Below are 23,502 nucleotides of genomic sequence, written 5' to 3'. Positions count from 1 at the left end.
TCAACCCATCAGTGCGCTAATGAGGTTGATGGTGATCGTCTTTTCGCAGAATGAGCACTCCGTTTCGATCATCCAGGGTTTTTCACTGTCCGGAGTATCCCACTCGGAATCGTCGCTGCTGGTGATCTCGTTTTCCTCCCGGCAAACCGGGCACGTGTATTCGACCTTCCAGTAGCCTGTGGTTTCCATTGTCAAGTTCATTCCTTTCTTGTGCATATTTTCTTGCGTCTAAAATCTTATCCAAATCTTGCCAGAAATAATACTCTGCTTTATCGACTGCAAACTTAGTTCTACCTGTTCTATCAAGGCGGAAACCTTCTTCATATGGTAACCCTTTAAATCGAAAAATTCTATTCTGGGGTTTATATTCTTCATGATAAACCTCTATTATCATATGCCCGACATGCTCACTCCAGAACCTTGTGATTATTATGTGTTCTCCTCGATATATACCTTCACGAATCATAGGGTTTCTGTCATAATTCAACATTTTATTTTTCCCTCAACCCATTCACCGTTTCTAAGCACTTCGATTTTCGTCACACTGGGATCCGCCAGGTCCCGTTCGATGTCGCTTTCGATACGCTGCGACATCCCGTTCAACTCCGCCACCTTTCGCTTGTGCCAGGCTTTGAACGTGGCGGATTCCGCCATGCGCCGGAAGGCCAACTTCTTATTCTGCGCCTGGCTTCTCTGATCTTCCGACTGACCGACGGCGCCGCTTTCGATGTGAGTGCACCTGACCGCAGTGTCTTTCTTGTTCCGATGCTGACCGCCTTTTCCGGAGCCGCGGTAGTAGTCCCACCGGCAGTCCTTTGCGGTGACGGAGAAAAGGAGTTTCTTTTCAGGAGTGATCATTTTCTTCCTGTCGAAAGTAAATCTCGGTTTCATCAAACCGAAGAACTTTTTTGTGGCGGTTGTATAAAAACTTCAAGAAGAATATGTCAATCGCTATAAACTTGGGGCCCCACATACCGCCTATCAGATAGCGGGGCCTGTCGAAAAGGAAGCCTATCAAAAACAGATGAAATTCCCACTTCGCAACGTACCCTTCATCTCGATCGAAGGTGGCGTAGTTGTCGCGGAAGATACCCGCATAGATGGGAAGGAACTGAAACCACAATCTGATTTTACGTTTTCTCATGCTTCGCCGCCTTGTTAGAAAACCATTCCTTTATATCTCTCCACCACCAAGAGATTTCGAGACACCACCAACGAATTTCGAACGGGATTGTATCCGTAAGAAAATGCTCTATTGCACCATAAGCAATACAGATCGATAGGACAATCACAAGAAGAGGAAATACTGTAAAAAGAATGAGGATATCAAGCAAGGTACGAAGAACAGGGCCGATGAATATGTTGAATATTAGAATCATTTTTTTCCTTTAACATCGTAATCATGGTGGGCCCACCAGGATTTGAACCCGGATAAAACCGGTTATGAGCCGGCCGCTTTGCCGTTAAGCTATGGGCCCGTGGACGGTTATTCCTTTCTCTGCTCGTCGTACACCCTCAGTCCTTCTTCCAGCAGGGCCTCGACGACCTCCGAGAACGACCACTTGGTTTTCTGGGAGATCGCGCCGATCCTGTCCTTGATTTCCCGGTTGACCTTCACCTGGCCGAGTGGGGTGATTTCCACCGTTTCCGGCTCTTCAAAGAGCCTCTTGATTCCGTGTTTTTCCATGGGATTTCTCCTTTTTGTTTCTGTGTTTCTTTTAAAGGTTCTATTTCTCAGACGTTCGGAGACATCAGCCTCCGGAGCCGCCCGCTCGCATCCGTGACATTCTTCCGGGTGCATCCGACTGTAATTGATACATCCCTGTCTGGTCATGCTTGTCTTGAATTTTTCGCAGTACACGTCAAGATTTTCTGCGCAGTATTCATCAATGTTCATAACCACCCCGCCGGATCCACCGGTTCGCCGTTGATCCGGACTTCATAATGCAAATGCGGGCCGGTGACGGTGCCCGTTGTGCCGATATCGCCTATCCAGTCGCCCCGCTTCACCACATCCCCCACCCGGACCGTGATCTCGGAAAGGTGGGCGTATCTCGTAACGAGGTGGGGGGAGTGTTCGATATCCACGGTTCGCCCGTACCCCCATTTCCACCCCGTGAACGTCACCGTCCCCCCGCCTGTGGCGCATACCGGGGCGCCATACGGGGCGCCGATATCAATCCCGTTGTGGTGTTTCCATGTGTGCCACACGGGATGATCTCGGTAGCCGAAGGGAGAGGTTATCCCCCCTTCGCACGGCCAGCCCATGGGGATGTTCGCCAAGTCATCCCGCTTGAGCATCTTCTGGGCCCCGTCGACGGCCCGGGACGCCCGATACATCAGCCGGGTGGCATCCAGGACGTCGGTCGGATCCCCACCGAAACAGAGGGCGGGGAGTAAAAGGATTATGATGATTGCTTTTCGCATTCCATTATCGCCCGTCCGATGATTTCAACTATTTTCATGTTTTAATTCCCGTCACAAAGGAGTGTAAAACTTGAAAAACCAAAAAAGCCATAGGAACCATCTTTTGTTAAATCTTTCTATGCCAAACAGGTAAAACTCTTTTGGATTCATATCAAAACCAAGAAACGAAAGATGGAAATTCCTATGCCACACCGAACCAGCGTACTCCCGCCATATGAACAACCAAAAAAAGACAAAAGATCCATATGAGAGTTTAAGGTTGATCTTTCTCATCAATCACTCCCCGTCACACTCAGGATGAGGACCACCACCAGGCATATAATGATTATCTTGAGGAGGGTGGCCGTCATGATTTGATTTTCAGTTCCCTCATAAGGTCTTTCACCATCCTGTGGTACTGCTCATATGGATCCTCGTGGATGCAGGTATGGCAATCCACGAAACCGCATATGAAGCACTTGAAACAGGGCTTTATCCGACGTCTGTAAAGGACCCGGAGCCGCCACCGGATCCGCGCACTGCGTGACATTTTTGCCTCTACCGTTGCCATACTTCTTCCTTTCTCTTTTTCCGTATTTCTCTCCGAAGATCACGCAGCTCCCACTTTATTTCCGGTGGGGGGGTGCCCTCCAGGGCGATCTTGATCAGGCGTTCGGCCTCGTCGTATTTTCCACAGTTCATCGCCATGGATGCGGCGCTCCGGTAGAGAACGGACCGGGTCGGCTCCATGTTATGATGATCTTTGACAAGATCGGCCGCCCGGGTTTCCCAGGGAAGGGCTTCCGCATATAATATTTTTGATTTTTCAACATCCCCCAATCCCTTCGCTATGTATGCCCTCCAGGCAATGCTCATCGCCGTTTCGTGGAAAAAGTTGAGGCTTGGAATTACTGCCTGATCTTCCTGGTTCATTGCTCATCCTCCACCTCCTCTATTTCCCCGTCCATGCCCTGTATCTGGGCTTCCAGGTCCTCAACATACTCCACCAGTTTTTCCAGCCTGTCGTTCATCACTTCCGCCTGGGCCTGGAGGATGGCGTTTTCCGCCTCCACTTCGCATGTGTGGGCAATGATACTATCGGTCCTGGTGAGTGCCAGATTATTGAGGCCCGGGCGGCCGTAGATCAGGGACAGGAAGATCACAAGGAACGTGATCCACATGCCGACGATGCGCGGCGTGAGGCGGTGGAAGGCGAAAACCTGGTTGTAATTCATCTGTGTGATCATCTCCCGGAGCTCGTTGTTCTGCTTTTCCGCACTCTCACAGGCGGTGCACCAGTCGTAACAGGCGCCGGCGGCCCGGCCCAGGACCTTCACGACGGCGGACCTGATCTCGTTGTCGGACGTGCCATACTTGATGCACCGATACAGGGTTGACCTGCTGATGCTTTTCCCGGCGGGCAGGTTGTCGTTTACCCTGTCCAACAGGATATCCATTGTGTCGTCCGATATGCTCAATGTCTCCATGATTCACCTTCGTAAAGCTTGGGACAATATATGTGTGAAGCCGCATAAGTGTAAGTAAATACTCACCTTTCGACTGTCCCAGGTGTGGGACGGTGTTTTTCGTTTCTCAGTCTTTCACTTTCTTTAATTACTTTTATTACAAGTTCCGCAGCATGTTTATTGCAAAGATCAATTTCGGGATCTATCAAATCTGTTAATCTGTTTACAGTAATAGAAATGCCAACTGACACCTTGAGATCATAACGATTACCGATTTTATAATTTGTCAAAGACCACTTGGCTTTATTGGGAAGGGGATCAACTGTGTAATCAATTTCCTTCCCGCACATATCGCAAAATCGTTTTTTCATCGAATCGCCTCCTCAATCCTCATTAACAATTCATCCATATCCGCCTCCATCTCCGCGATCTCCAGGCGGAGTTCGTCGACACCATCGAACAGGGTCTTGTCCTTGCAGATACGGTGATTCGCACAGAACAGGAGGGACAGGACGGCAATAAGTGCGAAGAGGGCATATTTACAGATGGGATCGCTCATGATTCATTTCCTATGTCCAAAGGAGCAAAAATCCGTTGATCTTTTTTCTATTGTTTTTGGATAAATACGACACTCCCCTATTTCCCTGTCCACATCTATGGCGTGCCACCAAAGACAGAGGCCACAAGGGGTGATCGTTTTTTGCGTTATATTTTTGAGATCATCCTCAATTGCAGTAGCCACCGGACAAAAAATTCTTCTTATTTTTTCCCTAATCGTCGTCATTGTTTGCCTCCTCTATCCATTCACCGCCGATGACAGTGTAGTTATAACCACGTTCTTTTTTTGATGTTTGCACTATTGCCGATTTATGTATTTTCCCTCCGAAAGTTGCATCGCCATGATTTTCAAGAATGCGCTCAAAAAGAACTTGCAATTCATCATGTTCGAGCCATTCCCCGCCCAAGACATAATATGCCGTATTCCACTTTTCAGTCGCATGTTTTTCTACGTCAAGTTTTGGGATTTCGACCTCCTCCGTTTCATAACCCTCCCATATGACTTCGTTCTCATATGTGACTGTCAGCTTATAAAATAGTCTTAATTTCACCCCTCACACCCCTTATCCGCGCTGGGTTTAATCGTCGTCATCGGTTACCTCCTCGAAAACAACCCGCACCCTTTCTCCGCAAACATCACATTTTGACCGGATTGCGTTGTGTCTTATAAAAGTACGAAATGATGTCCATTTCTGCCCGCAGGTTGGACAATTCCAGCAAATTTCATTCGCGTTGTATATCGGCTCCCCTTCCGGGACCGGTCCCTCCCACTCTCCGATTACTTCTTTCATCGCTCACACCTCCAAATTCTCTTTTAACACCGGCGATACCATCAGCACCACCACCGGCTCTTTTTTAAGTCTCTCCCGGGAATAGATGTCGATCAATTCATCTATAAAGTCAAACGTGGGGATCCCATAGCGGGCGTTCGCAAAACGGCCCCAGGCATCCAACTCCCGACAATCCATGACGCACCTACCGTATACATGGACCTCCAGACGGTCCTTCCCGCACATCAACATGACGTGTTCCCCGGGCTGGATATTCCGGAACATCGGGATCGCCATGCGGACTTCCGCGTTCTTCCGGCGGCTCTTGATGAGATCGAACCACCGTCTCTTGATGGTGATGTGTCTCATTCGTTTAAAAAGAAAAGATTATAGAAAACATCTTATAAAACGACCAGTAGCCAACAACCACAAGGGGCACAACGATAGCCCCGACTCCGCAAACCACTGCCCATTCTCTAAATGATTTTCTAAAATTTTCTTTAGATTGCAGAACATCTTTAAATTCCACTGTAATTTCCATAACGGTCCAAAGACAGAAAAAGGAAAGATACAAAAAACCGATTATTTTAAGCAAAAACATCACCTCTCCCTTTCCTTGATGTACCGATACAGGCCGTTGAGAAAGAGGAAATCCCAGTTAAAACCGGCCATGCCCTCGAAGTGGGACAGGCGAAACAACCAGCCCTCAAAAGAGCCGTCGTAGTTCGAGTAGCGAAAGAGATAAACGCCCCACATTTTTCTCCCATAGATGCAGAAACCACCGATATCAAAATCCATCACAATCTCCTTCCTCCCAGGTAATGAGTTTTTCACCCCTGCATATTACCGAAGATTCGTTTTTGAATACCTTGTCTATGACGTCGGTATCCTTCGAGAATAGATCGCACAAAACCCTGTGAGAGAGGAGAAGAGAGGGGAGGGCGGCAACGCCGCTCTGATGGAATTTGTTGAATGTAAAGATGGCGATATCAGTGACGAGAAGAACCTGCTCTATGATATGAGTTCCCGGGATTCGTGGAATAACATTTGACATCACGACCTCCTTTCCGGCCATTCTCGGATCAACTCATGGTATGGGGCGATACTATCCTTTGTGAATATGGAAATATCTCGCCATCGACACGCCCGGACCGCCGCCTCTATCCACCCCGGATCGGGGCGGTGCTGTTTTGCTTTCGGGCCGGTCATAGCGCCCATGATGAGCCAGTCGAATTTTGGGGTGTAGTCCCAATACCAGTCATAATCAAGGATCGGTTCCCAGGAGAGAAAAAACACGTTATAGGTCGCGGTTCTCGTGAGCGCCCCATAGTGATTACGAACGTACCCGGTCCAGTCATCCCCACTCGTTACCGTGGCCCCCAGCCAGCAGTTCGGGGGAAAGTCAAACTCGGCGTATCTGGCTGGGTTTTTAGTGAGGAAAATGAATGTGTGGCGGGAAGCTCCCCCGTTATGCCGCTTCTCGTTGAGCTTGCACACATCGATGACATCCTGAATCCATTTCGCGGGCACCCATTCACCGAACAGATCCCCCATTGACGATACGAATATTCGGGAGGGCTTTTTGACTTGAAGCGGTTCGTACAGCCTGTCCCGGCGAAATGTCGGCCTGAACGGATCGTCGGCCGGATACCCGCACCGCCCACGGAGACGGGTTTCGGCAAAACGACGGGCGTAGCAGTACGAACAGCCGTGGAAACAGCCGGTGACGGGATTCCAGGTAAATCCCTTCGTGCCGTCGGGGTTTTGGCACCATTCAATTTTCGTTCGGTTCATCTATTACCCCCGGAATTGTCGTGAGCGGTTTCAGATTCGGGTTCTCAAAACGACTGCGAATCATCCCTGAGTGATCAGAATAAATTGAATGATCACGGTGCCAGAACAATTCGTCAGGGGAAGATTTGCTTCCCTTTACAGCCCCCATGCACTTACCAACGATCCAGCCGACAATGAGACCAGTGATCAGTCCCATCAAAAATTCAAACATGAGTAGTTCCATGATTTTATCCTATGTTTCAGGCGGAGGCATGGGACACGGATTTGAACCGCGACCTCCCGATCCCGATGTAAGAGATCGGGCGTGCTGCCAGTTACACCACCCCATGTAATCCTCCCCCCAAACTTTATCCCTCGTCAAACAGCGTGCCGTCCTCCTGATCCTGCGGCGCTGACGTGGTGTCGACGACATCTCCCTGCGGGATTTCCCCCTGCGGAACACCCCCGGATACGATCACCCCGTCCTCGAATACGATGCCGACCTCCCCGGTTTCGTCCACCTTTTCCACCCATACCTGGTGACCGTGTTTCGTTGCCAGATCAAGAACCGCTTCCAGACTTTTGGAATCCAGAAACGACCCGTCGCGGATGATGACGATGGGAAGCGTCGAGTGAATCGCTATCGCTATGGCAGTCGATACGAGGATCTGTTCGGCGTCGGAGAGCCGGGAGAGAAGAATCCCGTTGTAGGTTACCTGTTCACCCTCGAGGGAAAGGCCGTCGATGGGGAGCTGCAATGACGACACCTTCTCTTTCAGGGCGTGGTCGATCTCGTCGATCTTCCGCGTGAGCTCATCGGCGTTTCGTTTCGCCTCGTTCAGCTCGGTTTCCGTCCGGTTCCATGTTTTGGCATTCTGGACCGCCGCGTTGATAACGGAGATCTGGGAAAGTTTTTCCTCCTCGGCCTGGATAACCACATATTCAACCCTGGCCGGGATTTCTGATTCAAGATTGTCTTTTTCGGTTTTCAGCTTTGCAGCCTCGGCCTCCAGGACGGCGATCTGTCGCTCGATCGTCTCGATCCTCGCCTTGCGGGCCTCAATCTCCTTTCTTCCGTTTTCAAATGCCCGTTGCTGTTCTTTCAGGCCGTTCACCTTCGCCGCCTGTGCCGCGGCGTCGATCTCTTCATCCGGGACGTCCCCCTGGGACCGGGTAAGCGTGCTCAGGACGTTTTCGAGACGCTTCGCCTCCCGATTGGCCTCGGTGCGATTGTCGTATACTTCCTTGCGCGCGGCCTTCCACTTTTCCAGGGAGACGCCGGCCAGCGTCAGCATGGTCTTGTATTGTTCTTCCTGGTCCATGCGGATGAACTTGGTCGGGTCGAATGAGATCTTTTTGAAGATTTCATTGAGAAACGTCTGGGGGCTGGATAAACTCGCTCCCTTCCTGCTGACCTTCAAGCGGTCGCCCTTTTCGGTCCACACCCTCGTGACGATATAGTCGCCCATGTCCACCCGGACCTCGGCCCGGGTTTCTCCATGCCTGATGATGTCCTCGTACTTTTTCCCGGTGAGGGCGGCCTCGAGGGCATCCAGCGCGGCGCTCTTTCCGGCGCCGTTTTCCCCGGTGAGGATCACCGCGTTTCCGTCCGGCCTGATGTGCACGACGCGGATGTTCTTGATGTTTTCCACGTACAGTCCGACTATCCAGAGTTTTTCTTCTTCCAATTTATTCCTCCCGTTTTTTGAGGGTATTGTAGATTTTGTCTACCAGGTTCTTTATTTCAGTCATGTTCCTCTTGTACGTCTTGAGGAGTTTTCCCTGAAAGTAAATGTGAAAAAGGGCGTAGAAAAGAACCAGAACGACATAGTTGAGTACCAACCATTGTAAATAAAACATTTATACCTCCTGTGCGGCACGCTTAATAGATTCTCCCCGAGGCTCAGTAAGCCACGGGGGGAAGCTACTGCTAATGTGGCCGCCATCTATACTTTCGAGAGTCCCTCATCGCCCTGTCAAAAGCCCCTTTTACTCTATCAATTTCCTGACAATCCTTTTCGAGATATCCATGTTCAACAAGGGAGTTGATAACGCTTTCGTATACGTCATTTGTTCTTTCAATGTGGGTTGCAAGTATTTTTGCGTATTCTGCCGCCACGGAGTGGTATTTCTGATTCAACGCCCACTTCAACGCCCGTTTTGTTTCTTCGTCCATGATTCCTTCTTCCAGGCTCCTTGGGGAAAGCTACTTGGCCGATATGACGGAGTTCAGAAGCTCGATGAGAAGTTCGGCGTCATCCATTTCGATCTCCGGCGCCATTATCATCCAGGATTCCTCTCTTCCCTCTTTGAGCAGTTCCATAAGATTGTCCCTCAAATCTCCCAGCCTCTCTTTTCTGGATCTTCCCACGGTGGGTTCTTGCATTTTTCTCTCCTTTTATTGGCTCCTCATAAGGCCCCGGCCACCACGCCGGGATACAAAGGGTGTTTCGTGTTATCTTCCCAAAGACCGACAGCCGACTATCTGACCATCAGAATTCCGAACAACACCCGCAGGAACAAGGAGGTCTTTTCGTTCCGGATACGCAGACTTTATCATCTGAGATACAATGTAATACGTTCCGGGAGAAAACTCCGGGAGACCAGAAACTTCTCCAAACTCGTTGATCGTGCATGGAATACCATCAATATCTCCCGCTGGATTCGAAAATACTTCCAATCTTGCCGCTCCTGCCGAGGCAAATTGACGAAGTTCCAGGCCGTCAGCATCGACGATGTGGATAGGGTGGGGTGTGAGGTTTATAATTTGTTCCCCCCGACTGTCCTTCATGCAGTGGGGGCATTGGATGTAATTCCCACCCTTCCGAGAACTATAGTAGTTAAACCCCCTCCCCTCCATCTTATAAGGATTTGTCTCGTCGTCTGGATGTATAAATTTCTCACCACAATGTTTGCAGGTAATCATTTCCATTTCTTCCTCCTTAATATTTACTTCCTTAAATGACACCAGGTCCGCCCTCCGTGAAGGGCGGGGGCTGGGGTCACTTCTCCTTTCTGATATTGAACCTTTCCATGTGCATCCGATCCTCCTCGTTCAGCGCCACGCCCCGTTTCATCTTCCAGGCCAGGCGCCACAGGGCCAGGTCGATTCCACGGATGAAGAAGAAGCCTGACTCAATGTACTCATCGGTCTTGACGCAGTAGGTGTTCTCCATCCGCTCGATGATCTCATCGGGGGACAGATTGGAAGGAAGAGAATATGATATCATGGATGGCTATACCTCTTACGTCAATATGGATACTGAACCCATTATGATACGCCTTCGTGCGTTTCGATCGTTATCTCTCCCAGGCGCTCATCAATGGCTGTTTTGATCATGGTGATAACTCGCTGGCGCTCGGCGATCAGGTCAAGTGCTTCGCATAGATTGACTGTTTTCTCCCTGCTTTTCATACTTTCTTTATAGCTGATAAAACCAAAATCTCTGACACATTCAAGCAGGTAGATTTCGTCCGGACCGAGAACGACATCATCATTCCGGGCTTCAACAGTCCTCCCGACCGAAAAACGAATGTGGCCATGTTTTGGTCCATAGCCGTAGTCACAGTCACATCGCTGGTCTCCAAAGCTGCTATAATTTTTGACGCCAAGATATCCCTGGAGAAAGGCACCTTGAGGATCCTGCTGTATGCAGGAGATAGCATCCTCGATCACCCCGTTTCTCTTCTCGGAATTGGGAATGCCTTCAACGAAAAGATTTCGCATCGCCTTTGCTATTCTTATTACATTGATTCTCGCTGCCATGAACTCCTCCTAAAACGGAATATCGTCATCATCCGGCGGTCCGGACGACTGCGGCGGTGTGTTGTACTGATCGTTGTACCCGCCTTCGGTTGTGGCCGGGCGGGGCGGGCGGTTTTGACTTTCTCCGCTGCCGCCGAGCATGACCATTTCCCGGGCGATGATCTCCGTGGTGTACCGCTTGTTGCCGTCCCGGTCGTCCCAGGAGCGGGTCTGGATGCGGCCCTCGATATAGACCTGCTTCCCCTTGGAGAGATATTCTCCGCAGATTTCGCCCAGCTTGGCCCAAGCGACGATACGGTGCCATTCCGTGCGCTCCTGTTTTTCGCCGGTGTTTCTGTCCGTCCACTTCTCGTTTGTGGCGATGTTGAACGTGGTGACGGCGGTGCCCTGGGCCGTATAACGCACCTCGGGGTCGGCTCCCAGGTTTCCCACCAGGATGGCCTTGTTTACTCCGCTCACGTCAGCACCTCCACGTCTGCGGTGAGGATCATATCCCCGGTGATGAGGATGGAATTGCCGGATCCGATCTTGTCATTCAGGGTATCCAGAGACGCCCGGATACGGGCCTCGTCCTCGTCGTTCATGAGGATGCCCATCTGCCGGTAGGTCTCCACGATCTCATCGGCCATGACGTCCCGCTTTTCGGGAGTTTCAATCGCCCCGGATACGGGGGACATCGGGTTACTGGATAATCGGTTCATTGCTTTCCTCCTTTTCCGTTTCGGTGTATGCCTTCAAAAGCGCCGGCAGAACGGTATCCTGGATGGCGATCAGCGAAGCCATATTCATCACGATGTCCTTTGCGCCGGGGATGTTGAGCGTTTTCGTCATTACAAGCAGTGTGGATGCGAACAACGCCATTCCTCCTTCCTTGTTCCGGGCCTCGTTGAACACCTGGGCGAGACCCTGGGAGAGACGATCCCTACTGCCGTGAAGAAGGGCGAAACCGGTGTCGCTGTCCTTCGGGTAGTACGCCAGAACGGCGTGCCCGTTGGTTTTATCCACCATGTCTCGGATTGCGGCGATCATGCCGCTAATGGTTTCCGGCGTTTCGTCGAAATGCTTGTTGATGACCTTCATAACCCTTTTCTTGTTCTTCTCTACTGTTTTTTCATCCATGGTCGTCCTCCTTTGTAAAGATATTTTTTATCTTGTTTTGTTCGTGCGTCTTTATTACAACCTCTTTGGAACTCAGTTTTTTCATCAATTCCAATGGCGACTTTTCATCATAATAGTATAGTAAAACAAGGAGACAAATGTCGTGAAGTTTGCGCTTGGTCTCCGGGTGTTCCACCAATTTCCGTATGATTCCATAGAATATGCCGAAATATTTTTCAGTGCTGAATGCCGCAGCCAATAGAGCACTTATGCTTTCAGCATCACCCTGTGTTGCGATCAACCCATCATTGCTATTGTTTGGAAAATATGAGCCGAACATGATACCGCCTTGATCTTCCACCAGGTAAGCAACGGCAACAAGCAGGGATTCGATGTTTTCGGGTGTGGGATCATAGCCCCCCCGGATACGGTCGACGATTTCCCGGTTTACCGGTTTTTCGTTTTCCTTTTCCATGAGATCACCTCACATGTGGAGATAGAATAACATCCCAGGTATAGATCACCGGGGGCGATTGGTTCCCGGATACGGGATCGAACCGGTCGCTTTCGTAGATGATATTCAGCATGTTGGTGCGCTTGTTGATGAACGCGCCGGTGCATTCCGCGTCCGGGGGGAGTTTTTTCGTCCGCATCAAATAGGTTTCCCCCGCGTTCAGATAGCGGTAGTAATCGGCGATCCGGATGGCGACGCACGCCTGGCGGGGGGTGTGGTGGGGTTGGTTAGTCATTGATCTCGAGTATCCTTTTGATTTCGGGTATCGTGGATTCACAAACCGTGGTTAGCCTGCAATGATATGAGTCGAACACATCCTCAATTTTTGGAATCGGTTCTCCCTCGGGTATTTCCGGGAATGATTCATGCTCAAATACAACCCTGAATAGCTCCGCCACGTCGTCGTACCACGCAAAGCGGACCTGGGGCAATCGCATTTCCGGTTCGATGCTCCCGACCGTGTGCACCAGGGTCGTTTCATTCCACACTGCAAAGCGGAACACGTGTGGAGAAAAAGAAACGATTACCGCGTGTCGCAGGGTTTTCAGTTCATCTCGTTTCAGAATGTTCATCATAATCTCCTTACGAGCAGCTGCATTTACCCATTCACCGCCTCCATCTGCCGCCAGGCGTCGCCTTCGGACGCACGGGCGTATTTCGCGGTGGTCTCCACCGACCGGTGCCGCATGAGATACTGCACGGTGTTGATAGGCACACCCCGATCCACCAGGCGCTTCGCAAAGAACCGGCGCAGGGAGTGGGGGGATATGTGATACTGGTTTCGGTTCTCGTCGTCATACACCACCCGCTGGACCCCGGCCCGGACCGCCGCGTGGTGGATGCCGTACCACGCCGTGCTGTACGTGAAGCGGAACAGGCGATCGCCCGGCTCCATGTGCCGGAGACGGCGCCGGAGCCATTCGACGTGCTGCGCGTTGAGGAGGGGAAGGTGGATCCGATTTCCACCTTTCCCCTCCACCAACAGGGCGGGGCGCAGCTTCCCGTTTTCCACCCGGTCGAGCAGCACATCCTCCCGGCGCGTGCCCAGGGCCTCGGATATCCGGAGGCCCGTGTGTTCCAGGTGAAAGAGAAGGGCGGCGATTCGAGGTCCGGCGGCGGCCCGGATACGGGCCACCTCCGCCTCGGTGGGGGGCAGGTATTCCCGTTCGGGAACCTTCGGTGTTCCAATCTCCGCTGTGGGGTCGTTCGGGATGGCGCCCCGTTCGTGCAGCCAGCGGTAAAAGTTTTTCACCGCGATCGTGTTGACCTTCCGCCACTTTCCCGTTCCCCCGATGGAGGACAGAAAGTCCTCGATCTGGGCGGTGGTGCGGCCGGTGACGGGACCCCAGGTGTTTTTATGCTCCTGGAGCCGCATCAGGATTTTGCCGTAGAGCCGCCACGTGCCGGGGCGCTTGCCCTGGTTTTTGAGGTGCGTGATAAATGCGGGGATCGGATTTTTCATGGGTTATTCCTCCTCGAAACTCCTGATTTGCACGGGGTCCAGATGGGGGTTGGAACATACACCCTCAGATTGTTCTATAACCGGCCGCCCCTTTTGTTCCGCCTCCATCTCATCGATGAGATGATTCAGGTGGAAGCGGGCCTTTTTCAGGTCCTCCAGGCCGTTCTTGTGGAGATACCGGGTGACGTACATGACGATCCGCCCCTCCCGGTATCCCATGTTTTGCGACGCGATGAAATCGATCGGCTCAATGCCGCCCTTCGTGTACCAGGAATCGTCGGTCTCTTTCGGGATGCTGCGGAACGTGGCCATCACGCGGCCTCCTCGAAAAACTCAACCGGCTTGTTGTGTTCGTCCATGACCAGGAAAAACCCGTCAGGGCACAGCTCGTCGAGCATGTTCCGGGCCATGAGTCCGGCCTGGGAGGGACTGGAAAAAAGATCGTCCTCAACCAGAATCGGCGCCATGCAATGCCGATTCACCTTCTTCATCAGAATGATCGTGTACTTCTTCCGTTTCATTTTCACCTCCATGAAATGCTTGAAAATTTTTTTCATCCATACCCCTCCTATTCATACAACACGCCAGCCGGTCGATACGAGCCTGGAGCCGTTCCAGGCTTATTTCACCCCGTGCATACCGCCAGTACTGCCGGCGCATTTTCGTTACATATTTATTCATACAAATATCCTAATAATATGTACGTAAACAGAGCACACGTCAACATGTATATGGAGAAAATTAAAATACCACTACATAGTATCGTATCACGTATCTCGTAAAATCCGCCATGTCACCCATAGAAAAATTTAACGACATCATATACTATTTACAAAACGATTGTCAATTAAATATTGCATACTTAACATGCTTTTATATAATAGTATCATATAATTCATATATAACTTTACTTAACATGGTATAATTATCATATGGCAATTTGCTGGTTTCTTCATCGTTTTTTTTACGCGCCCCTTCCAAAACCTTGGAAAAATACAGAGGCCCCGGATACGGGGGCCCGGACGCAAAGGGGGAACACGCCCGGACCCCCAGGGGGATAAATCAATGTAACCCCAGTTCTTCTTTGCGCGATTTCTGGCGTTCGATTTCCTTTTTAAAAACCCTGTACTGGATTTCGGAAAAAATGGCGGCAACAGCTTGTTCAACAGACGCAGACGTGTCATGTAGGATTGATTGATACAACACAACCAAATCATCAATCCATGATTTCTCGAATACCGGATCGTTGTTGATTTCATCGAGGTTTACGTGATCGCCGTCGGCCACGCCTTTGACGATGCGGGACGCACAAATCGCAACATGATAGGAGCGTGCGTCTGCAAGGTGTTTCTCGCACGATTCAAAACGATCGACGTTTTCCCATGCCCCTTTCCAGTCCCGCAGGGCATCGCCGGAAGGACGGGGGGAGGAATAGCGGGATATGAGATCGGTTAATTCCCTCATATACAATTTAAAATTTTTGTTTTGCGTGTTCAGAAGAAACTCATCCTGCCTTTTTTTCTCTCTCCCCGCCACCTCTATTTTGATTTTATCGTGGGCCTCTCTCTCCAATTGGATGTTGGGTAAGCATTGCAGCGTGTAACGCCTCACCTCTTCTTCCGTCGCATCGACCGGGACCGGCACGTTTAGACTGTCACACGCCGTGATTATGATCCCGACAAATTTCCCCGGCTGGTCCCCAGTTATTTCTTTGTGCCACGCACATGTGCAGTCTACGGGGGCGGCAAAAACATCCTTGACAAACTGGTCTGCAAAAATCTGCGCCCAGTCGCCGTCGCCTTTTTCCGCCTCCTTTTTCCACGCTTCCACTGTTTCATTCACGATACGATCAAAGTCTTGAAAATCCATTGTATGCTATCCCTCCTTGTAGTCCGTGATACCGCCGGATACCACGTAGCGCACGGCATCCGGCGGGGCCACGGCCCCGTCATTCGATCTCGGTGTATTTCACCACATACCATACCTTGCCCTCGTGGCCGCAGTCACGGCAGACATAGGCGTCATACCCTCTGTCAGCGAAATCAACCGTATCATGCACAGTGGTGTTCTGAGAGTTACAATTTTTGCAGGAAATCTTGACTTTATCCGTTCTTTCATCAGTCTCCGTTGTACTCTGGTTTTTGAGCGCGGAAATCAGCTCGTCAATCTGTGCCTCCGGCAAAGAGATAGAGCACCGGGCCACACCCCTGGTGTTCGTTGGCGAAAAGATAATCTCATCACCCAGACGATACACAGTAATGCCGACGCAGTGACCGTATCCGTTCCGGCCCAAATACCCGAAACGTGTTTTTTCTCAAAACCTGATATTGCCCATATCATCCTCCATTATTTCGGTTCGTAGTTATCGCAGTACCAGAAAAGGCGCTGAACCTGCCACTCACGTTCGCGTTTTTCTTTTTCTCTTAAAACCGCAGAGTCGTATGTGTGTGATTTTGCGCCGCTTATTGCATCGTAGCTAACGTGGGAAAAATAGTGAGCAGATCGAACCGTATCACGTTCTTCCGTTATGCAGCCGACAAAATAAACGGCCTTCCCGGCGTTATATATCAGCGATAAAAACGGCAGAGAGCTGTCCTTGATAAGATCATCGAGCGATTCGCCTACCGCTTCGACCGTTGCATGTGTAACCGTTCCGTTCCTCACGGACTCGAGAAGCCTTCGGGGGCGGTCGTCGTCTGGTCGGCATTCCTCGTAAACAGGGAGTGTCCGTTCCGCAAAATCTGCGGCTATGATCGGCACTACCTCGGGGTGATTGCAGACGTGCAGGGCGTACAGGGTGTAGAACCACCCCTTGAGCTTGAGTATTTTTCGCAGACGAATGTCTCTGCGCTTCGCAAAACACAGACGCCACAAGAGATCGTGGTGACAGCCAGCCTCCCGGTGTTTGCATAAATCTTGATACCTGACAGTTAGCATTTTTCCCTCCTAAATTTCAGAATCTTGATGGTCCCGGATACGGGCCTTTACCACTGGCCGTGATAGAACCAGCCGTTTTCGCCTTCCTCCAGGACATCCACGTTGATGTTTTCTGCGCCGCCCGCCAGCTCCTTGATTTTCTTTTCGGCCAGCTTGCCTGCTCGCGTTGATCCTTCGCCTCCACCTCCACGCCCCCGGCGCAGATGAACACCTCGAATCTGAATTTTGCCATGTCTACCCCCCTTAAAAGCATTGCAGGTTTTCGTAGTTTTCCTTTTCCGATTCAATGATACGGAATCGACCGGCGATGTTCTCCAGGGCGACGCGCAGCACCGTATTGAGTTTCGTATCACCGACGCCGCCGGATCGACACAGGCGCTCCATTTCCTTTTTGACTTCGGCAGTGAAGTCATACTCCATTTCGGAAACGCCCTGTAAAAGAAATTGAATATGATCCATGTCTACCCCCTTTATGATCGGTTAAAACAAATCATTCTGTTTTTCAAACAACGGCAAATCGCCCACGTCTCCCCCGTCCGGGGACGGGCGGGACGTCCGCCGCTTTTTGTCCTCAATGGCCACCCGGTCCCGGTATCGATCAAACGCATAGTCATATTCCACCGGCGTGTCATCCCCGGATACGGGAAACAGGCCCCGCTCCCCGGAGATCACCTTGCGGCAGTAATCGCACATATTCCGGTGATTCTTCGGCCGGGCCTTGACCGGGGGGAGGGGGACGCCGCACGCAGCGCACCGGTTGGAGCGTGTGGGCGTGGCGTCCTGGGCCTCTAACCTATATTGTGTCATGTTTTCAGTTTTTTCCGCCATGATGACCGCCTTTTTTGGGGAAATTACAAGGTCCCGGATACGGGGGGGTATTCCCACCGCATCCCAGGGAATCCCACCGATTCCCAGGTATTCCCGGATTACGCCACAGCCGCCCGCATCCGAACACGTCCCCGGACGTGCGTGGTCAACTCCGGATCGGTAAACCACTTCTCCCAGCGGGCCAGCTCCGCTTTCAGCCCGTCCACCAGTTTCAGGATGCCGCCGGGATCCCGCACGTCCACCCCCAGCTTTCGGGCGGTGTCCGGGCGTTTCGCGGCGGATCGCACCGCCGTGATCTTGTCGTTTATCTCCGCCCTGATACGGCGGACCTCCCGGCCCATGTGCTCCGCGTCCACCAGGGCGGCGTCGTCGAACCCGAAAAGATTATCCTGCACCGGCGCCCGGTCCACAATCCGCAGCGCCTCGATGAACGCGCGGATTTCCTCCGGTTTTGACCGGGGATTATCCAGGGCGAATTTCACGCCGGCCACCTGGTACGTATCATCACCAGGCGCCCCGTCCGCGATCGCGTGCGCCTGGTCCGGCGTGATCCGCTTTGCCCTGAAATGGGAATAGGTGTTGTCGGTACTGGACTTTCCGATAGTATAGCCTTTTGACTTAATGCCCCGGTGACTTACGGTCTCATCCGAATATGACTTATCCATCCTGAAAAATTCTGCGTGATCGTACACGGTGCCCTTGTTGTCCTTGATATTTGTTTCCGCCGCGATGCGCCGGGCGTCGGATACGGTGTATCCCTCGATCTCCCGGATAAGGTGAGACGCCATAACGTCCACCCCCAGGGCGCGGGCATAGGCCAGGCGGTGGTGACCGTTCGCCACGAAAAGCCGCCCGGTCCGGTCCTCATAGACCAGGATCACCCCGGCGGCCCACACGTCCCACACGCCGGACAAGGGGCGCTGCACGCCGTCGGCGTCCACATCCAGCTTGAATTGGAATTTCTCCGGGATCGCCTCGATCTCCGATACCGGGACCTGGTACACGCGATCGTCTATCACGCGATGGACCTGATCGGCGGCCCAGGTGCCGCACGTGTCGCATACGCCGGCGGCGTCTATCTTTTTTCCGCATATGTCACACTGATACGTCATGTTTCCTCCCGGTTTTTGGGAAATTCTGTCGCCCCGGATACGGGAATTTTTGGGAAAATTTGCCGTCCCGGATACGGCCCGAATACGGGGAAATCTTGCAGAAATTCAGAGGCCCCGGATACGGGGGGAATATGGCCCCCGGCCCCAGGTCCCCCCGGATCATCCCCCCGGCGCCCAGCTCCCCGGCGCCCCCGGTCCCCGGTGTTTTTGGGGGACGGGGGGGCGACGTCCGACACCGTGCCGGCGCCGCTCCCCCTGGGGGATATTTCACGGTGCGGGCGGGGAGTGATCCCCGCCCCGGCGATTATCATTTCTCCGGGAGTGATACGCCGATTATCTCCCCCCGGTCATCCTGGGAAAACATCAGGTATTGCGTGGCGTTTCCGTTCCCGGCGCCGCCCAGGGCGCCGTCAATTATATGCTCTGCGTGTAATGCGGCCTGGTACACGTTTTCAAACGTCCGCCGCTCGGATCGCACAATATCGCATGATCTCCCGCGCATTGAACGCCTAAACCACACAATGATGATCTCCATGTTTCCCCCTATAAAGATGATTGTGCCGCCGCTTTTTCGGCTCATTCTCCCTTTAATGCGACGACGTGAGCCCGGCCCGGTGATCCGGGCCACAAGGGATACTTACGTGCTGAATTGATCAATCATGCGCCGTATCGGGACCAGGATATTTTTATGATAATATTCGCCGTTCATGGTCCGGCCTACTATTGAATCGCCGAAAATAGTTAAAACATAATGACCCCAATTTTGATTTCTCTTTACGTCCGCATCCAGGCGATGCGGGACCTTGTGCTTTTTCATAAATTCCTTGATCCGTTTCATGTTTTCCCTGGTCATGGTGAAAGTGTATTTACTTCTCAAAAAATCCATATCTCCCCCTTGTATTGTGTGTGAATCTTCCAGGGGACGCCGTACCATGCGCCCCCTGGGGGACCCGCACGCCCCCCCCCGGTTGAAATTACAAAAATTCTTTTATCTTTTCTTCCACGTATCCGGCGCTATACCGGCCATTGTTGTTAAGGTGCCGCTGCCAGGCCCCGACAGACGGCGCCCAGCGCCAGCCGCTCCGCTTTAATATCGCCCTGATCTCCGGTGTCGGTTTATCGTCGAAAAAGAATTGAATCCGGTTCATGTCGGCGTTTTCTACTATGCGATATCCGGCGCCCTCGATATCCGGCGCCGCTGCGGTCCGGTTTTCCAGCTCCTCGATCCGCTCCCTGATCCGGCGGATATTCGCGCCGTTGTTTGTGAGCTCATAACCGGGAAACGGTCGGTTAATGAATCCCCGCGCCAGGCTTTCTCTGGTTCGCTCCAGGTCCGCCATATCAACGCCCAGGGCGTCCGCGATCGCGCGCCATGCGTCCGTATTGTCCGCCGCCGGCGATCCCGCTTTTTTCCAGGCCGCGTTGACCTGTTTCATGAAACGCTGCTTTTCCTCCAGGGCGTCCAACTGGTCCCGGAGTTTTTCCACCGCGTCCGGATCATCGGAGCTGATCCCGCCCAGGCCCACCGCGTCCGCCTTGCGCCGGTAATGGTCCGCTTTTTCTTTTGCGTCTATCGCTTTTCTTGTCAAATTGTCCATGCGCTCCAGGTCCCGCCGGTGCCGTTTTTCGGAATGGTGACCGATTAAAATAGGTTGACCAGGCGGGATAAACCGGGCGATATCGTCCGTTCGTTTCCAGTAGTTTTCCTTTTCCTGGTCCGCTTTGTCCGCCCGGTCAAGGTATCGCTCCCGCCGGGCGTCCTGTTTTTCCTCGTACCAATTACCCATAAAACCCCCTTGTATTGTGGTGTATGAATCTCCCAGGACCGGCCCCGGTCCGGTCGATCCTGGGGGCGCCATACACGCCCCCCCGGTGATCACTTCTGATAGACGTTCACGCCGATCATCACGCCGTCACGGCCTGGGACCTTTTCGTTGCCCTCCGTTGTGGCAATGATCTGAGTTTTCCCGGACCGGGACGGCCCGTAGTTTTTCGACAAGTCAATGGTGATCGTCAAGGTGTTTCCATCGGTTTTCATGTCGACGTTTTTCATGTCTCCCCCTTTATTTGGTGTTTAGAGTTTTCGCATATTCAAGAGCACGCCGGGCGGTGAATTCATCCGGTATGCGTTCCCATATTGAAAAGGGCGGTTCATCGGGAAGCGGATCACGTAATGACGCCCTTTTGGGAAAAGACGGATCAACGGCAATTACCGCTTGCCAAAATGTGGTGTGACCATCACCGCCGATAATGATGCCGCTGACGTCATCCCATGTCGCCTCATCCGGATTTTTAAAAAAGGAATCAAGCCGCCCTTTAATGTCGTCTCCAATAGGGCCAAACATATTGCAACACCCGGCATATTTTTTATTATTGGTTTTTTTCATATCTCCCCCTTGTGTGAATCCCGCGAAAAACTCCCCAGGTCCGGGAGCGTTTCGCGGGCGCCACACCGGGCGCCCCTGGGGATCATGTCCCCGTCCAATATTCCCGTTCCGCCAGGATCACCGCCCGCCAGTCAATCCGGGCGAAAAATTCGGCGCTGATCATCTGTGTGAGTAATTCCAAGTTTTCGTATAGCTCCAGGCCGTCCCGGCATTGCTCCATCAGGCCGATGATCCATTTAATGATGTTCTTTGTTTCCTTGTTTAGCTTTTCCCGTTTCTTTTTTCCCATGACTACACCCCCGCCGTGATGATGGTGCCGGTTTCATGACAAAGCTGATCAACGCCCATGCGGGCCGTCGTGCGCGCAATGAGCGCGTCGATCTCCGCCCTCATGGATTCGATCCGGGAGCGGATCATCCCCGGCGTCATGGTCTCTTTTCTGTTTCTCATGGTATGGTATCCCCCTTATTGTGTGTGGTGAACGATTCCCCCAGGACACGCCCGCCGGTGCATCCTGGGGGGACCGCTCCCCCCTGGTGGAATTTACGCCGCCGCCCGGATCGTCTCGATCTCCGCTATTACGTCATTGACCAGGCCGGCGACAATCACAACGGTCATCAAGAGCGTTGCGCGTTCACTGAAAAACCATTCCCGCTCCAGCGTCCCGGCGTAATAGTCTTTGACCGCCAGGATCAGGACCGCCGCGAAAATTCGCGCAGCCGTCATAAATTCCCGTGTTTCTTGTCGTGTCATCACATCCCCCCGTTTACAGTGTTGACGCTGTGATCTCTTCCACATCAACCCGCGTCAATCCCAAGCTTTTGTTTTTTGCATCACACGTTTCTTGTGCCGTTTTCCAGGTTTTACCCCAGTACCAGGGTGACGCCCCGACACCTTGACCCACGAGCGGGCGGTGTCCTTTTTCACCCTCGAAAAGAATGGACGGAACAAAACCGTTGTCATCCCGTTGATGCTCAAAAACTCGATAACAAAAACGCCCCATCTTATCCCCCTTTTGTGTGTGAGTAAGTCCCGGCGGAATCGTCCTGGTAGATGATCCCGCCGGGGATCACTCCCCGGTTTTTTTAATTGTCCATCCCCAACGGCGGGCCGCCCCATTCGGCGCCTACCTCGGTAATCTCCCCAGATGGGCGCTCCGCCAGCAGCTCACAGAATTGGTCCGGCGTTGCAATTTCGAGAACCCCGGCCCAATAGGCCGCCGCGATCCGCGCGTCTCTTTTTTCCGCGTCTGTTCCCCTGCTCAATTCCTCAATAATTTTTTCTCTGTCAATCATTTCATCCCCCGTTTTTGTTTTGTATGAATCCCCCAGGGCCGACCGTCTCCGGTCGATCCTGGGGGCGCCACACGGCGCCCGGTGTTTTATGCGACGTCGAGAATGTCAAAATCAGTTTCCGCATCTCCGGCGATCTCCATGATCATTTTCACGAGCGCCGCATTGTCGACACGGTAACGCCTGATCGCTCCCCGCCGCGTGATCTCTACCAGGTAACTCATTACATCCCCCTTTGTGTTATGTGTTCTATGTCTTACTACGTGTACATTATAGCACAAAAAAAGAGTTGTAAAATACACTAATAATTACAACATGTTAGGCGTAGTATAAGGTGTTTTATGTGTACATTGTAATCATCCATTATGTTAATAATATCAATATGTTATAAAGCACGATGCGACAAATGGTCATGCTGTATATTCTGTCAAGAAAAAAATGAAAAAAAAGATTAAAATTAGATTAAAATTAGATTAAAAAATCATAGTGTGCAAAATACACCTTGACATATTATGTGTACTATTTTAAAAATGAATTATGGATTAAGGGAGATAAAAAAGAATGGTAAAAGGCAACACTGAAAAAGAACAATTAACAGATACAATCACGGTTCGATTTACACGGGAAGAAAAAGCCCGTATTTCAGAAATGGCCGACAACACGTATCGGGATAATTCAAAAGTTATTCGCATGATGGTACATGATTATCTGTCCCGCCTGGATCGAGGAGAAGTAGAGTTCAGATAGATTGACCGGGGACCGGGGAGACAATGACCGGGCGTGTTGTTGTTTCCAAAAGATTGGAAAACGTAAACGGGATGGTACACAATGAAAACAGAAAACATAAAAAAGGAAAAACCGTATTATTGCCCTGGTAATCATCACGCCGCTTATCATCGCGTGTATCATCGGTATTATCACGCGGGCGAAAAACACGGAAACAGCGCCCTTGTCTGATGCGGACGTTTCCCGGATCATCACCGCAGCTTTTAACGTGATCGAGTATTATGATCATCACGACATTGAAAAATCAGATAATGAAATGATCCAGGACGTGCAATTACATTTACACGCCGCCGGTTATGATTACTCAAAAGATCAAATTAGATCAGTTATTACAAGCATGGTGAATA

At 51.7% G+C, this 23,502-nt stretch carries 47 protein-coding genes and 2 tRNA genes; 1 reads left to right on the top strand and 48 read right to left on the bottom strand.

The genetic code is table 11. From position 1 onward, the window contains the following. The 48 genes from JW885_02720 to JW885_02485 form a co-directional block, all read right to left on the bottom strand. Positions 1-201 (bottom strand): hypothetical protein, encoded by a 201-nt coding sequence (locus JW885_02720; GenBank protein MBN1881062.1) that lies wholly within the window; start codon positions 199-201, stop codon positions 1-3. A gap of 282 nt (positions 202-483) precedes the next feature. Beyond that, complete coding sequence (locus JW885_02715) at positions 484-858, bottom strand: peptide chain release factor-like protein (protein MBN1881061.1); 375 nt, start codon at positions 856-858, stop codon at positions 484-486. Between the two features lie 545 nt (positions 859-1,403). Then, positions 1,404-1,478 (bottom strand) — tRNA-Ile (locus tag JW885_02710). Between the two features lie 8 nt (positions 1,479-1,486). Then, the gene (locus tag JW885_02705) at positions 1,487-1,687 is read right to left on the bottom strand and encodes a hypothetical protein (GenBank protein ID MBN1881060.1); all 201 of its coding nucleotides are present in this window, start codon (positions 1,685-1,687) and stop codon (positions 1,487-1,489) included. Positions 1,688-1,893: 206 nt separating this feature from the next. Then, positions 1,894-2,427, bottom strand: a complete 534-nt coding sequence (locus tag JW885_02700; GenBank protein ID MBN1881059.1) for a M23 family metallopeptidase — start codon at positions 2,425-2,427, stop codon at positions 1,894-1,896. 537 nt (positions 2,428-2,964) lie between these two features. Further along, positions 2,965-3,339 (bottom strand): hypothetical protein, encoded by a 375-nt coding sequence (locus JW885_02695; GenBank protein MBN1881058.1) that lies wholly within the window; start codon positions 3,337-3,339, stop codon positions 2,965-2,967. Beyond that, positions 3,336-3,893, bottom strand: coding sequence for a hypothetical protein (locus tag JW885_02690; GenBank protein ID MBN1881057.1), 558 nt, complete (start codon positions 3,891-3,893; stop codon positions 3,336-3,338). The genes JW885_02695 and JW885_02690 overlap by 4 nt, the downstream gene beginning before the upstream one ends. A gap of 62 nt (positions 3,894-3,955) precedes the next feature. Then, a complete protein-coding gene (locus tag JW885_02685) occupies positions 3,956-4,243 on the bottom strand; it encodes a hypothetical protein (GenBank protein MBN1881056.1) in 288 nt (95 codons plus the stop codon). Next, positions 4,240-4,431, bottom strand: coding sequence for a hypothetical protein (locus JW885_02680; protein ID MBN1881055.1), 192 nt, complete (start codon positions 4,429-4,431; stop codon positions 4,240-4,242). Before JW885_02680 ends, JW885_02685 begins: the two co-directional genes overlap by 4 nt. Before the next feature lie 3 nt (positions 4,432-4,434). Next, positions 4,435-4,656 (bottom strand): hypothetical protein, encoded by a 222-nt coding sequence (locus JW885_02675; protein MBN1881054.1) that lies wholly within the window; start codon positions 4,654-4,656, stop codon positions 4,435-4,437. Further along, on the bottom strand, positions 4,643-4,981 hold the full coding sequence (locus tag JW885_02670; GenBank protein ID MBN1881053.1) for a hypothetical protein: 339 nt from the start codon (positions 4,979-4,981) through the stop codon (positions 4,643-4,645). The genes JW885_02675 and JW885_02670 overlap by 14 nt, the downstream gene beginning before the upstream one ends. Positions 4,982-5,224: 243 nt before the next feature. Next, positions 5,225-5,497, bottom strand: coding sequence for a hypothetical protein (locus JW885_02665; GenBank protein ID MBN1881052.1), 273 nt, complete (start codon positions 5,495-5,497; stop codon positions 5,225-5,227). Between the two features lie 303 nt (positions 5,498-5,800). Beyond that, complete coding sequence (locus JW885_02660) at positions 5,801-5,998, bottom strand: hypothetical protein (protein MBN1881051.1); 198 nt, start codon at positions 5,996-5,998, stop codon at positions 5,801-5,803. Beyond that, positions 5,988-6,254, bottom strand: coding sequence for a hypothetical protein (locus tag JW885_02655; GenBank protein MBN1881050.1), 267 nt, complete (start codon positions 6,252-6,254; stop codon positions 5,988-5,990). The genes JW885_02660 and JW885_02655 overlap by 11 nt, the downstream gene beginning before the upstream one ends. Continuing rightward, a complete protein-coding gene (locus JW885_02650) occupies positions 6,254-6,994 on the bottom strand; it encodes a DUF5131 family protein (protein ID MBN1881049.1) in 741 nt (246 codons plus the stop codon). The genes JW885_02655 and JW885_02650 overlap by 1 nt, the downstream gene beginning before the upstream one ends. Continuing rightward, positions 6,975-7,217 carry a hypothetical protein gene (locus JW885_02645; GenBank protein MBN1881048.1) on the bottom strand — a complete coding sequence of 81 codons (243 nt, stop codon included), beginning with the start codon at positions 7,215-7,217 and terminating at the stop codon, positions 6,975-6,977. The genes JW885_02650 and JW885_02645 overlap by 20 nt, the downstream gene beginning before the upstream one ends. Before the next feature lie 26 nt (positions 7,218-7,243). Further along, positions 7,244-7,323, bottom strand: a tRNA-OTHER gene (locus JW885_02640). Positions 7,324-7,341: 18 nt separating this feature from the next. Continuing rightward, positions 7,342-8,661 carry an AAA family ATPase gene (locus tag JW885_02635; protein ID MBN1881047.1) on the bottom strand — a complete coding sequence of 440 codons (1,320 nt, stop codon included), beginning with the start codon at positions 8,659-8,661 and terminating at the stop codon, positions 7,342-7,344. 1 nt (position 8,662) lies between these two features. After that, complete coding sequence (locus JW885_02630) at positions 8,663-8,833, bottom strand: hypothetical protein (protein MBN1881046.1); 171 nt, start codon at positions 8,831-8,833, stop codon at positions 8,663-8,665. Positions 8,834-8,903: 70 nt separating this feature from the next. Beyond that, positions 8,904-9,149: a hypothetical protein gene (locus JW885_02625; GenBank protein ID MBN1881045.1), complete on the bottom strand. Its 246-nt coding sequence runs from the start codon at positions 9,147-9,149 to the stop codon at positions 8,904-8,906. Between the two features lie 30 nt (positions 9,150-9,179). Further along, positions 9,180-9,359 (bottom strand): hypothetical protein, encoded by a 180-nt coding sequence (locus JW885_02620; GenBank protein MBN1881044.1) that lies wholly within the window; start codon positions 9,357-9,359, stop codon positions 9,180-9,182. Positions 9,360-9,428: 69 nt separating this feature from the next. Further along, positions 9,429-9,941, bottom strand: a complete 513-nt coding sequence (locus JW885_02615) for a hypothetical protein (protein ID MBN1881043.1) — start codon at positions 9,939-9,941, stop codon at positions 9,429-9,431. Between the two features lie 34 nt (positions 9,942-9,975). Continuing rightward, a complete protein-coding gene (locus JW885_02610; GenBank protein MBN1881042.1) occupies positions 9,976-10,203 on the bottom strand; it encodes a hypothetical protein in 228 nt (75 codons plus the stop codon). Positions 10,204-10,244: 41 nt separating this feature from the next. Then, positions 10,245-10,739: a hypothetical protein gene (locus tag JW885_02605; GenBank protein ID MBN1881041.1), complete on the bottom strand. Its 495-nt coding sequence runs from the start codon at positions 10,737-10,739 to the stop codon at positions 10,245-10,247. Positions 10,740-10,748: 9 nt separating this feature from the next. Then, on the bottom strand, positions 10,749-11,198 hold the full coding sequence (locus JW885_02600) for a single-stranded DNA-binding protein (protein MBN1881040.1): 450 nt from the start codon (positions 11,196-11,198) through the stop codon (positions 10,749-10,751). Beyond that, the gene (locus JW885_02595; GenBank protein MBN1881039.1) at positions 11,195-11,440 is read right to left on the bottom strand and encodes a hypothetical protein; all 246 of its coding nucleotides are present in this window, start codon (positions 11,438-11,440) and stop codon (positions 11,195-11,197) included. The genes JW885_02600 and JW885_02595 overlap by 4 nt, the downstream gene beginning before the upstream one ends. Then, the gene (locus JW885_02590; GenBank protein MBN1881038.1) at positions 11,421-11,858 is read right to left on the bottom strand and encodes a hypothetical protein; all 438 of its coding nucleotides are present in this window, start codon (positions 11,856-11,858) and stop codon (positions 11,421-11,423) included. The genes JW885_02595 and JW885_02590 overlap by 20 nt, the downstream gene beginning before the upstream one ends. After that, positions 11,851-12,312, bottom strand: coding sequence for a hypothetical protein (locus tag JW885_02585; GenBank protein MBN1881037.1), 462 nt, complete (start codon positions 12,310-12,312; stop codon positions 11,851-11,853). The genes JW885_02590 and JW885_02585 overlap by 8 nt, the downstream gene beginning before the upstream one ends. Positions 12,313-12,316: 4 nt before the next feature. After that, on the bottom strand, positions 12,317-12,586 hold the full coding sequence (locus JW885_02580; GenBank protein MBN1881036.1) for a hypothetical protein: 270 nt from the start codon (positions 12,584-12,586) through the stop codon (positions 12,317-12,319). Further along, entirely contained in the window at positions 12,579-12,923 is a 345-nt protein-coding gene (locus tag JW885_02575) for a hypothetical protein (GenBank protein MBN1881035.1), read from the bottom strand. Before JW885_02575 ends, JW885_02580 begins: the two co-directional genes overlap by 8 nt. Positions 12,924-12,949: 26 nt before the next feature. After that, complete coding sequence (locus JW885_02570) at positions 12,950-13,813, bottom strand: tyrosine-type recombinase/integrase (protein ID MBN1881034.1); 864 nt, start codon at positions 13,811-13,813, stop codon at positions 12,950-12,952. Positions 13,814-13,816: 3 nt separating this feature from the next. Beyond that, a complete protein-coding gene (locus JW885_02565) occupies positions 13,817-14,125 on the bottom strand; it encodes a DUF3310 domain-containing protein (GenBank protein MBN1881033.1) in 309 nt (102 codons plus the stop codon). Then, positions 14,125-14,370 carry a hypothetical protein gene (locus JW885_02560; GenBank protein ID MBN1881032.1) on the bottom strand — a complete coding sequence of 82 codons (246 nt, stop codon included), beginning with the start codon at positions 14,368-14,370 and terminating at the stop codon, positions 14,125-14,127. Before JW885_02560 ends, JW885_02565 begins: the two co-directional genes overlap by 1 nt. A gap of 505 nt (positions 14,371-14,875) precedes the next feature. Beyond that, on the bottom strand, positions 14,876-15,682 hold the full coding sequence (locus JW885_02555; GenBank protein MBN1881031.1) for a hypothetical protein: 807 nt from the start codon (positions 15,680-15,682) through the stop codon (positions 14,876-14,878). 477 nt (positions 15,683-16,159) lie between these two features. Continuing rightward, on the bottom strand, positions 16,160-16,750 hold the full coding sequence (locus tag JW885_02550) for a hypothetical protein (protein ID MBN1881030.1): 591 nt from the start codon (positions 16,748-16,750) through the stop codon (positions 16,160-16,162). A 16-nt stretch (positions 16,751-16,766) separates the two neighbouring features. Further along, on the bottom strand, positions 16,767-16,982 hold the full coding sequence (locus tag JW885_02545) for a hypothetical protein (protein MBN1881029.1): 216 nt from the start codon (positions 16,980-16,982) through the stop codon (positions 16,767-16,769). 11 nt (positions 16,983-16,993) lie between these two features. Beyond that, complete coding sequence (locus tag JW885_02540; GenBank protein ID MBN1881028.1) at positions 16,994-17,209, bottom strand: hypothetical protein; 216 nt, start codon at positions 17,207-17,209, stop codon at positions 16,994-16,996. 21 nt (positions 17,210-17,230) lie between these two features. Continuing rightward, positions 17,231-17,578, bottom strand: a complete 348-nt coding sequence (locus JW885_02535; protein ID MBN1881027.1) for a hypothetical protein — start codon at positions 17,576-17,578, stop codon at positions 17,231-17,233. Between the two features lie 98 nt (positions 17,579-17,676). Then, on the bottom strand, positions 17,677-18,690 hold the full coding sequence (locus JW885_02530) for a hypothetical protein (protein ID MBN1881026.1): 1,014 nt from the start codon (positions 18,688-18,690) through the stop codon (positions 17,677-17,679). Positions 18,691-18,997: 307 nt separating this feature from the next. Further along, positions 18,998-19,225, bottom strand: coding sequence for a hypothetical protein (locus JW885_02525; protein MBN1881025.1), 228 nt, complete (start codon positions 19,223-19,225; stop codon positions 18,998-19,000). A gap of 102 nt (positions 19,226-19,327) precedes the next feature. Further along, entirely contained in the window at positions 19,328-19,576 is a 249-nt protein-coding gene (locus JW885_02520; protein ID MBN1881024.1) for a hypothetical protein, read from the bottom strand. Positions 19,577-19,664: 88 nt separating this feature from the next. Further along, the gene (locus JW885_02515; protein ID MBN1881023.1) at positions 19,665-20,477 is read right to left on the bottom strand and encodes a DUF3560 domain-containing protein; all 813 of its coding nucleotides are present in this window, start codon (positions 20,475-20,477) and stop codon (positions 19,665-19,667) included. Between the two features lie 89 nt (positions 20,478-20,566). Continuing rightward, positions 20,567-20,743 (bottom strand): hypothetical protein, encoded by a 177-nt coding sequence (locus JW885_02510; GenBank protein ID MBN1881022.1) that lies wholly within the window; start codon positions 20,741-20,743, stop codon positions 20,567-20,569. A 10-nt stretch (positions 20,744-20,753) separates the two neighbouring features. Continuing rightward, complete coding sequence (locus JW885_02505; GenBank protein ID MBN1881021.1) at positions 20,754-21,077, bottom strand: hypothetical protein; 324 nt, start codon at positions 21,075-21,077, stop codon at positions 20,754-20,756. 82 nt (positions 21,078-21,159) lie between these two features. Beyond that, entirely contained in the window at positions 21,160-21,366 is a 207-nt protein-coding gene (locus JW885_02500) for a hypothetical protein (protein ID MBN1881020.1), read from the bottom strand. Positions 21,367-21,368: 2 nt separating this feature from the next. Beyond that, positions 21,369-21,527, bottom strand: coding sequence for a hypothetical protein (locus tag JW885_02495; protein ID MBN1881019.1), 159 nt, complete (start codon positions 21,525-21,527; stop codon positions 21,369-21,371). A gap of 93 nt (positions 21,528-21,620) precedes the next feature. Further along, entirely contained in the window at positions 21,621-21,830 is a 210-nt protein-coding gene (locus tag JW885_02490; protein ID MBN1881018.1) for a hypothetical protein, read from the bottom strand. A 332-nt stretch (positions 21,831-22,162) separates the two neighbouring features. After that, a complete protein-coding gene (locus tag JW885_02485) occupies positions 22,163-22,372 on the bottom strand; it encodes a hypothetical protein (protein ID MBN1881017.1) in 210 nt (69 codons plus the stop codon). A 558-nt stretch (positions 22,373-22,930) separates the two neighbouring features. Here JW885_02485 and JW885_02480 point away from each other — a divergent pair. After that, positions 22,931-23,116, top strand: a complete 186-nt coding sequence (locus JW885_02480; protein ID MBN1881016.1) for a hypothetical protein — start codon at positions 22,931-22,933, stop codon at positions 23,114-23,116. Positions 23,117-23,502: the final 386 nt, after the last annotated feature.

This window comes from Candidatus Zymogenaceae bacterium (assembly GCA_016931225.1).
In the GTDB taxonomy this organism is placed as follows: domain Bacteria; phylum Desulfobacterota; class Zymogenia; order Zymogenales; family Zymogenaceae; genus JAFGFE01.
Note: the sequence above shows the minus strand (reverse complement) of the source record. Positions and strands in the feature narration are given on the sequence as shown.

Excerpts from the sequence above, each read along its gene's own strand:
- JW885_02620 (MBN1881044.1), bottom strand. The coding sequence starts at position 9,359 with ATGCAAGAACCCACCGTGGGAAGATCCAGAAAAGAGAGGCTGGGAGAT.
- JW885_02480 (MBN1881016.1), top strand. The coding sequence starts at position 22,931 with ATGGTAAAAGGCAACACTGAAAAAGAACAATTAACAGATACAATCACG.
- JW885_02690 (MBN1881057.1), bottom strand. The coding sequence starts at position 3,893 with ATGGAGACATTGAGCATATCGGACGACACAATGGATATCCTGTTGGAC.
- JW885_02540 (MBN1881028.1), bottom strand. The coding sequence starts at position 17,209 with ATGGATCATATTCAATTTCTTTTACAGGGCGTTTCCGAAATGGAGTAT.
- JW885_02515 (MBN1881023.1), bottom strand. The coding sequence starts at position 20,477 with ATGGGTAATTGGTACGAGGAAAAACAGGACGCCCGGCGGGAGCGATAC.
- JW885_02605 (MBN1881041.1), bottom strand. The coding sequence starts at position 10,739 with ATGGCAGCGAGAATCAATGTAATAAGAATAGCAAAGGCGATGCGAAAT.
- JW885_02695 (MBN1881058.1), bottom strand. The coding sequence starts at position 3,339 with ATGAACCAGGAAGATCAGGCAGTAATTCCAAGCCTCAACTTTTTCCAC.
- JW885_02485 (MBN1881017.1), bottom strand. The coding sequence starts at position 22,372 with ATGATTGACAGAGAAAAAATTATTGAGGAATTGAGCAGGGGAACAGAC.
- JW885_02575 (MBN1881035.1), bottom strand. The coding sequence starts at position 12,923 with ATGAACATTCTGAAACGAGATGAACTGAAAACCCTGCGACACGCGGTA.
- JW885_02520 (MBN1881024.1), bottom strand. The coding sequence starts at position 19,576 with ATGGATTTTTTGAGAAGTAAATACACTTTCACCATGACCAGGGAAAAC.
- JW885_02610 (MBN1881042.1), bottom strand. The coding sequence starts at position 10,203 with ATGATATCATATTCTCTTCCTTCCAATCTGTCCCCCGATGAGATCATC.
- JW885_02525 (MBN1881025.1), bottom strand. The coding sequence starts at position 19,225 with ATGGAGATCATCATTGTGTGGTTTAGGCGTTCAATGCGCGGGAGATCA.
- JW885_02555 (MBN1881031.1), bottom strand. The coding sequence starts at position 15,682 with ATGGATTTTCAAGACTTTGATCGTATCGTGAATGAAACAGTGGAAGCG.
- JW885_02495 (MBN1881019.1), bottom strand. The coding sequence starts at position 21,527 with ATGAGAAACAGAAAAGAGACCATGACGCCGGGGATGATCCGCTCCCGG.
- JW885_02680 (MBN1881055.1), bottom strand. The coding sequence starts at position 4,431 with ATGAGCGATCCCATCTGTAAATATGCCCTCTTCGCACTTATTGCCGTC.
- JW885_02565 (MBN1881033.1), bottom strand. The coding sequence starts at position 14,125 with ATGGCCACGTTCCGCAGCATCCCGAAAGAGACCGACGATTCCTGGTAC.
- JW885_02490 (MBN1881018.1), bottom strand. The coding sequence starts at position 21,830 with ATGACACGACAAGAAACACGGGAATTTATGACGGCTGCGCGAATTTTC.
- JW885_02510 (MBN1881022.1), bottom strand. The coding sequence starts at position 20,743 with ATGAAAAACGTCGACATGAAAACCGATGGAAACACCTTGACGATCACC.
- JW885_02560 (MBN1881032.1), bottom strand. The coding sequence starts at position 14,370 with ATGAAAAAAATTTTCAAGCATTTCATGGAGGTGAAAATGAAACGGAAG.
- JW885_02675 (MBN1881054.1), bottom strand. The coding sequence starts at position 4,656 with ATGACGACGATTAGGGAAAAAATAAGAAGAATTTTTTGTCCGGTGGCT.
- JW885_02505 (MBN1881021.1), bottom strand. The coding sequence starts at position 21,077 with ATGAAAAAAACCAATAATAAAAAATATGCCGGGTGTTGCAATATGTTT.
- JW885_02580 (MBN1881036.1), bottom strand. The coding sequence starts at position 12,586 with ATGACTAACCAACCCCACCACACCCCCCGCCAGGCGTGCGTCGCCATC.
- JW885_02700 (MBN1881059.1), bottom strand. The coding sequence starts at position 2,427 with ATGCGAAAAGCAATCATCATAATCCTTTTACTCCCCGCCCTCTGTTTC.
- JW885_02550 (MBN1881030.1), bottom strand. The coding sequence starts at position 16,750 with ATGCTAACTGTCAGGTATCAAGATTTATGCAAACACCGGGAGGCTGGC.
- JW885_02500 (MBN1881020.1), bottom strand. The coding sequence starts at position 21,366 with ATGGGAAAAAAGAAACGGGAAAAGCTAAACAAGGAAACAAAGAACATC.
- JW885_02545 (MBN1881029.1), bottom strand. The coding sequence starts at position 16,982 with ATGGCAAAATTCAGATTCGAGGTGTTCATCTGCGCCGGGGGCGTGGAG.
- JW885_02530 (MBN1881026.1), bottom strand. The coding sequence starts at position 18,690 with ATGACGTATCAGTGTGACATATGCGGAAAAAAGATAGACGCCGCCGGC.
- JW885_02685 (MBN1881056.1), bottom strand. The coding sequence starts at position 4,243 with ATGAAAAAACGATTTTGCGATATGTGCGGGAAGGAAATTGATTACACA.
- JW885_02655 (MBN1881050.1), bottom strand. The coding sequence starts at position 6,254 with ATGTCAAATGTTATTCCACGAATCCCGGGAACTCATATCATAGAGCAG.
- JW885_02665 (MBN1881052.1), bottom strand. The coding sequence starts at position 5,497 with ATGGCGATCCCGATGTTCCGGAATATCCAGCCCGGGGAACACGTCATG.
- JW885_02625 (MBN1881045.1), bottom strand. The coding sequence starts at position 9,149 with ATGGACGAAGAAACAAAACGGGCGTTGAAGTGGGCGTTGAATCAGAAA.
- JW885_02705 (MBN1881060.1), bottom strand. The coding sequence starts at position 1,687 with ATGGAAAAACACGGAATCAAGAGGCTCTTTGAAGAGCCGGAAACGGTG.
- JW885_02630 (MBN1881046.1), bottom strand. The coding sequence starts at position 8,833 with ATGTTTTATTTACAATGGTTGGTACTCAACTATGTCGTTCTGGTTCTT.
- JW885_02715 (MBN1881061.1), bottom strand. The coding sequence starts at position 858 with ATGATCACTCCTGAAAAGAAACTCCTTTTCTCCGTCACCGCAAAGGAC.
- JW885_02660 (MBN1881051.1), bottom strand. The coding sequence starts at position 5,998 with ATGGATTTTGATATCGGTGGTTTCTGCATCTATGGGAGAAAAATGTGG.
- JW885_02645 (MBN1881048.1), bottom strand. The coding sequence starts at position 7,217 with ATGGAACTACTCATGTTTGAATTTTTGATGGGACTGATCACTGGTCTC.
- JW885_02535 (MBN1881027.1), bottom strand. The coding sequence starts at position 17,578 with ATGGCGGAAAAAACTGAAAACATGACACAATATAGGTTAGAGGCCCAG.
- JW885_02585 (MBN1881037.1), bottom strand. The coding sequence starts at position 12,312 with ATGGAAAAGGAAAACGAAAAACCGGTAAACCGGGAAATCGTCGACCGT.
- JW885_02720 (MBN1881062.1), bottom strand. The coding sequence starts at position 201 with ATGAACTTGACAATGGAAACCACAGGCTACTGGAAGGTCGAATACACG.
- JW885_02650 (MBN1881049.1), bottom strand. The coding sequence starts at position 6,994 with ATGAACCGAACGAAAATTGAATGGTGCCAAAACCCCGACGGCACGAAG.
- JW885_02590 (MBN1881038.1), bottom strand. The coding sequence starts at position 11,858 with ATGGATGAAAAAACAGTAGAGAAGAACAAGAAAAGGGTTATGAAGGTC.
- JW885_02570 (MBN1881034.1), bottom strand. The coding sequence starts at position 13,813 with ATGAAAAATCCGATCCCCGCATTTATCACGCACCTCAAAAACCAGGGC.
- JW885_02595 (MBN1881039.1), bottom strand. The coding sequence starts at position 11,440 with ATGAACCGATTATCCAGTAACCCGATGTCCCCCGTATCCGGGGCGATT.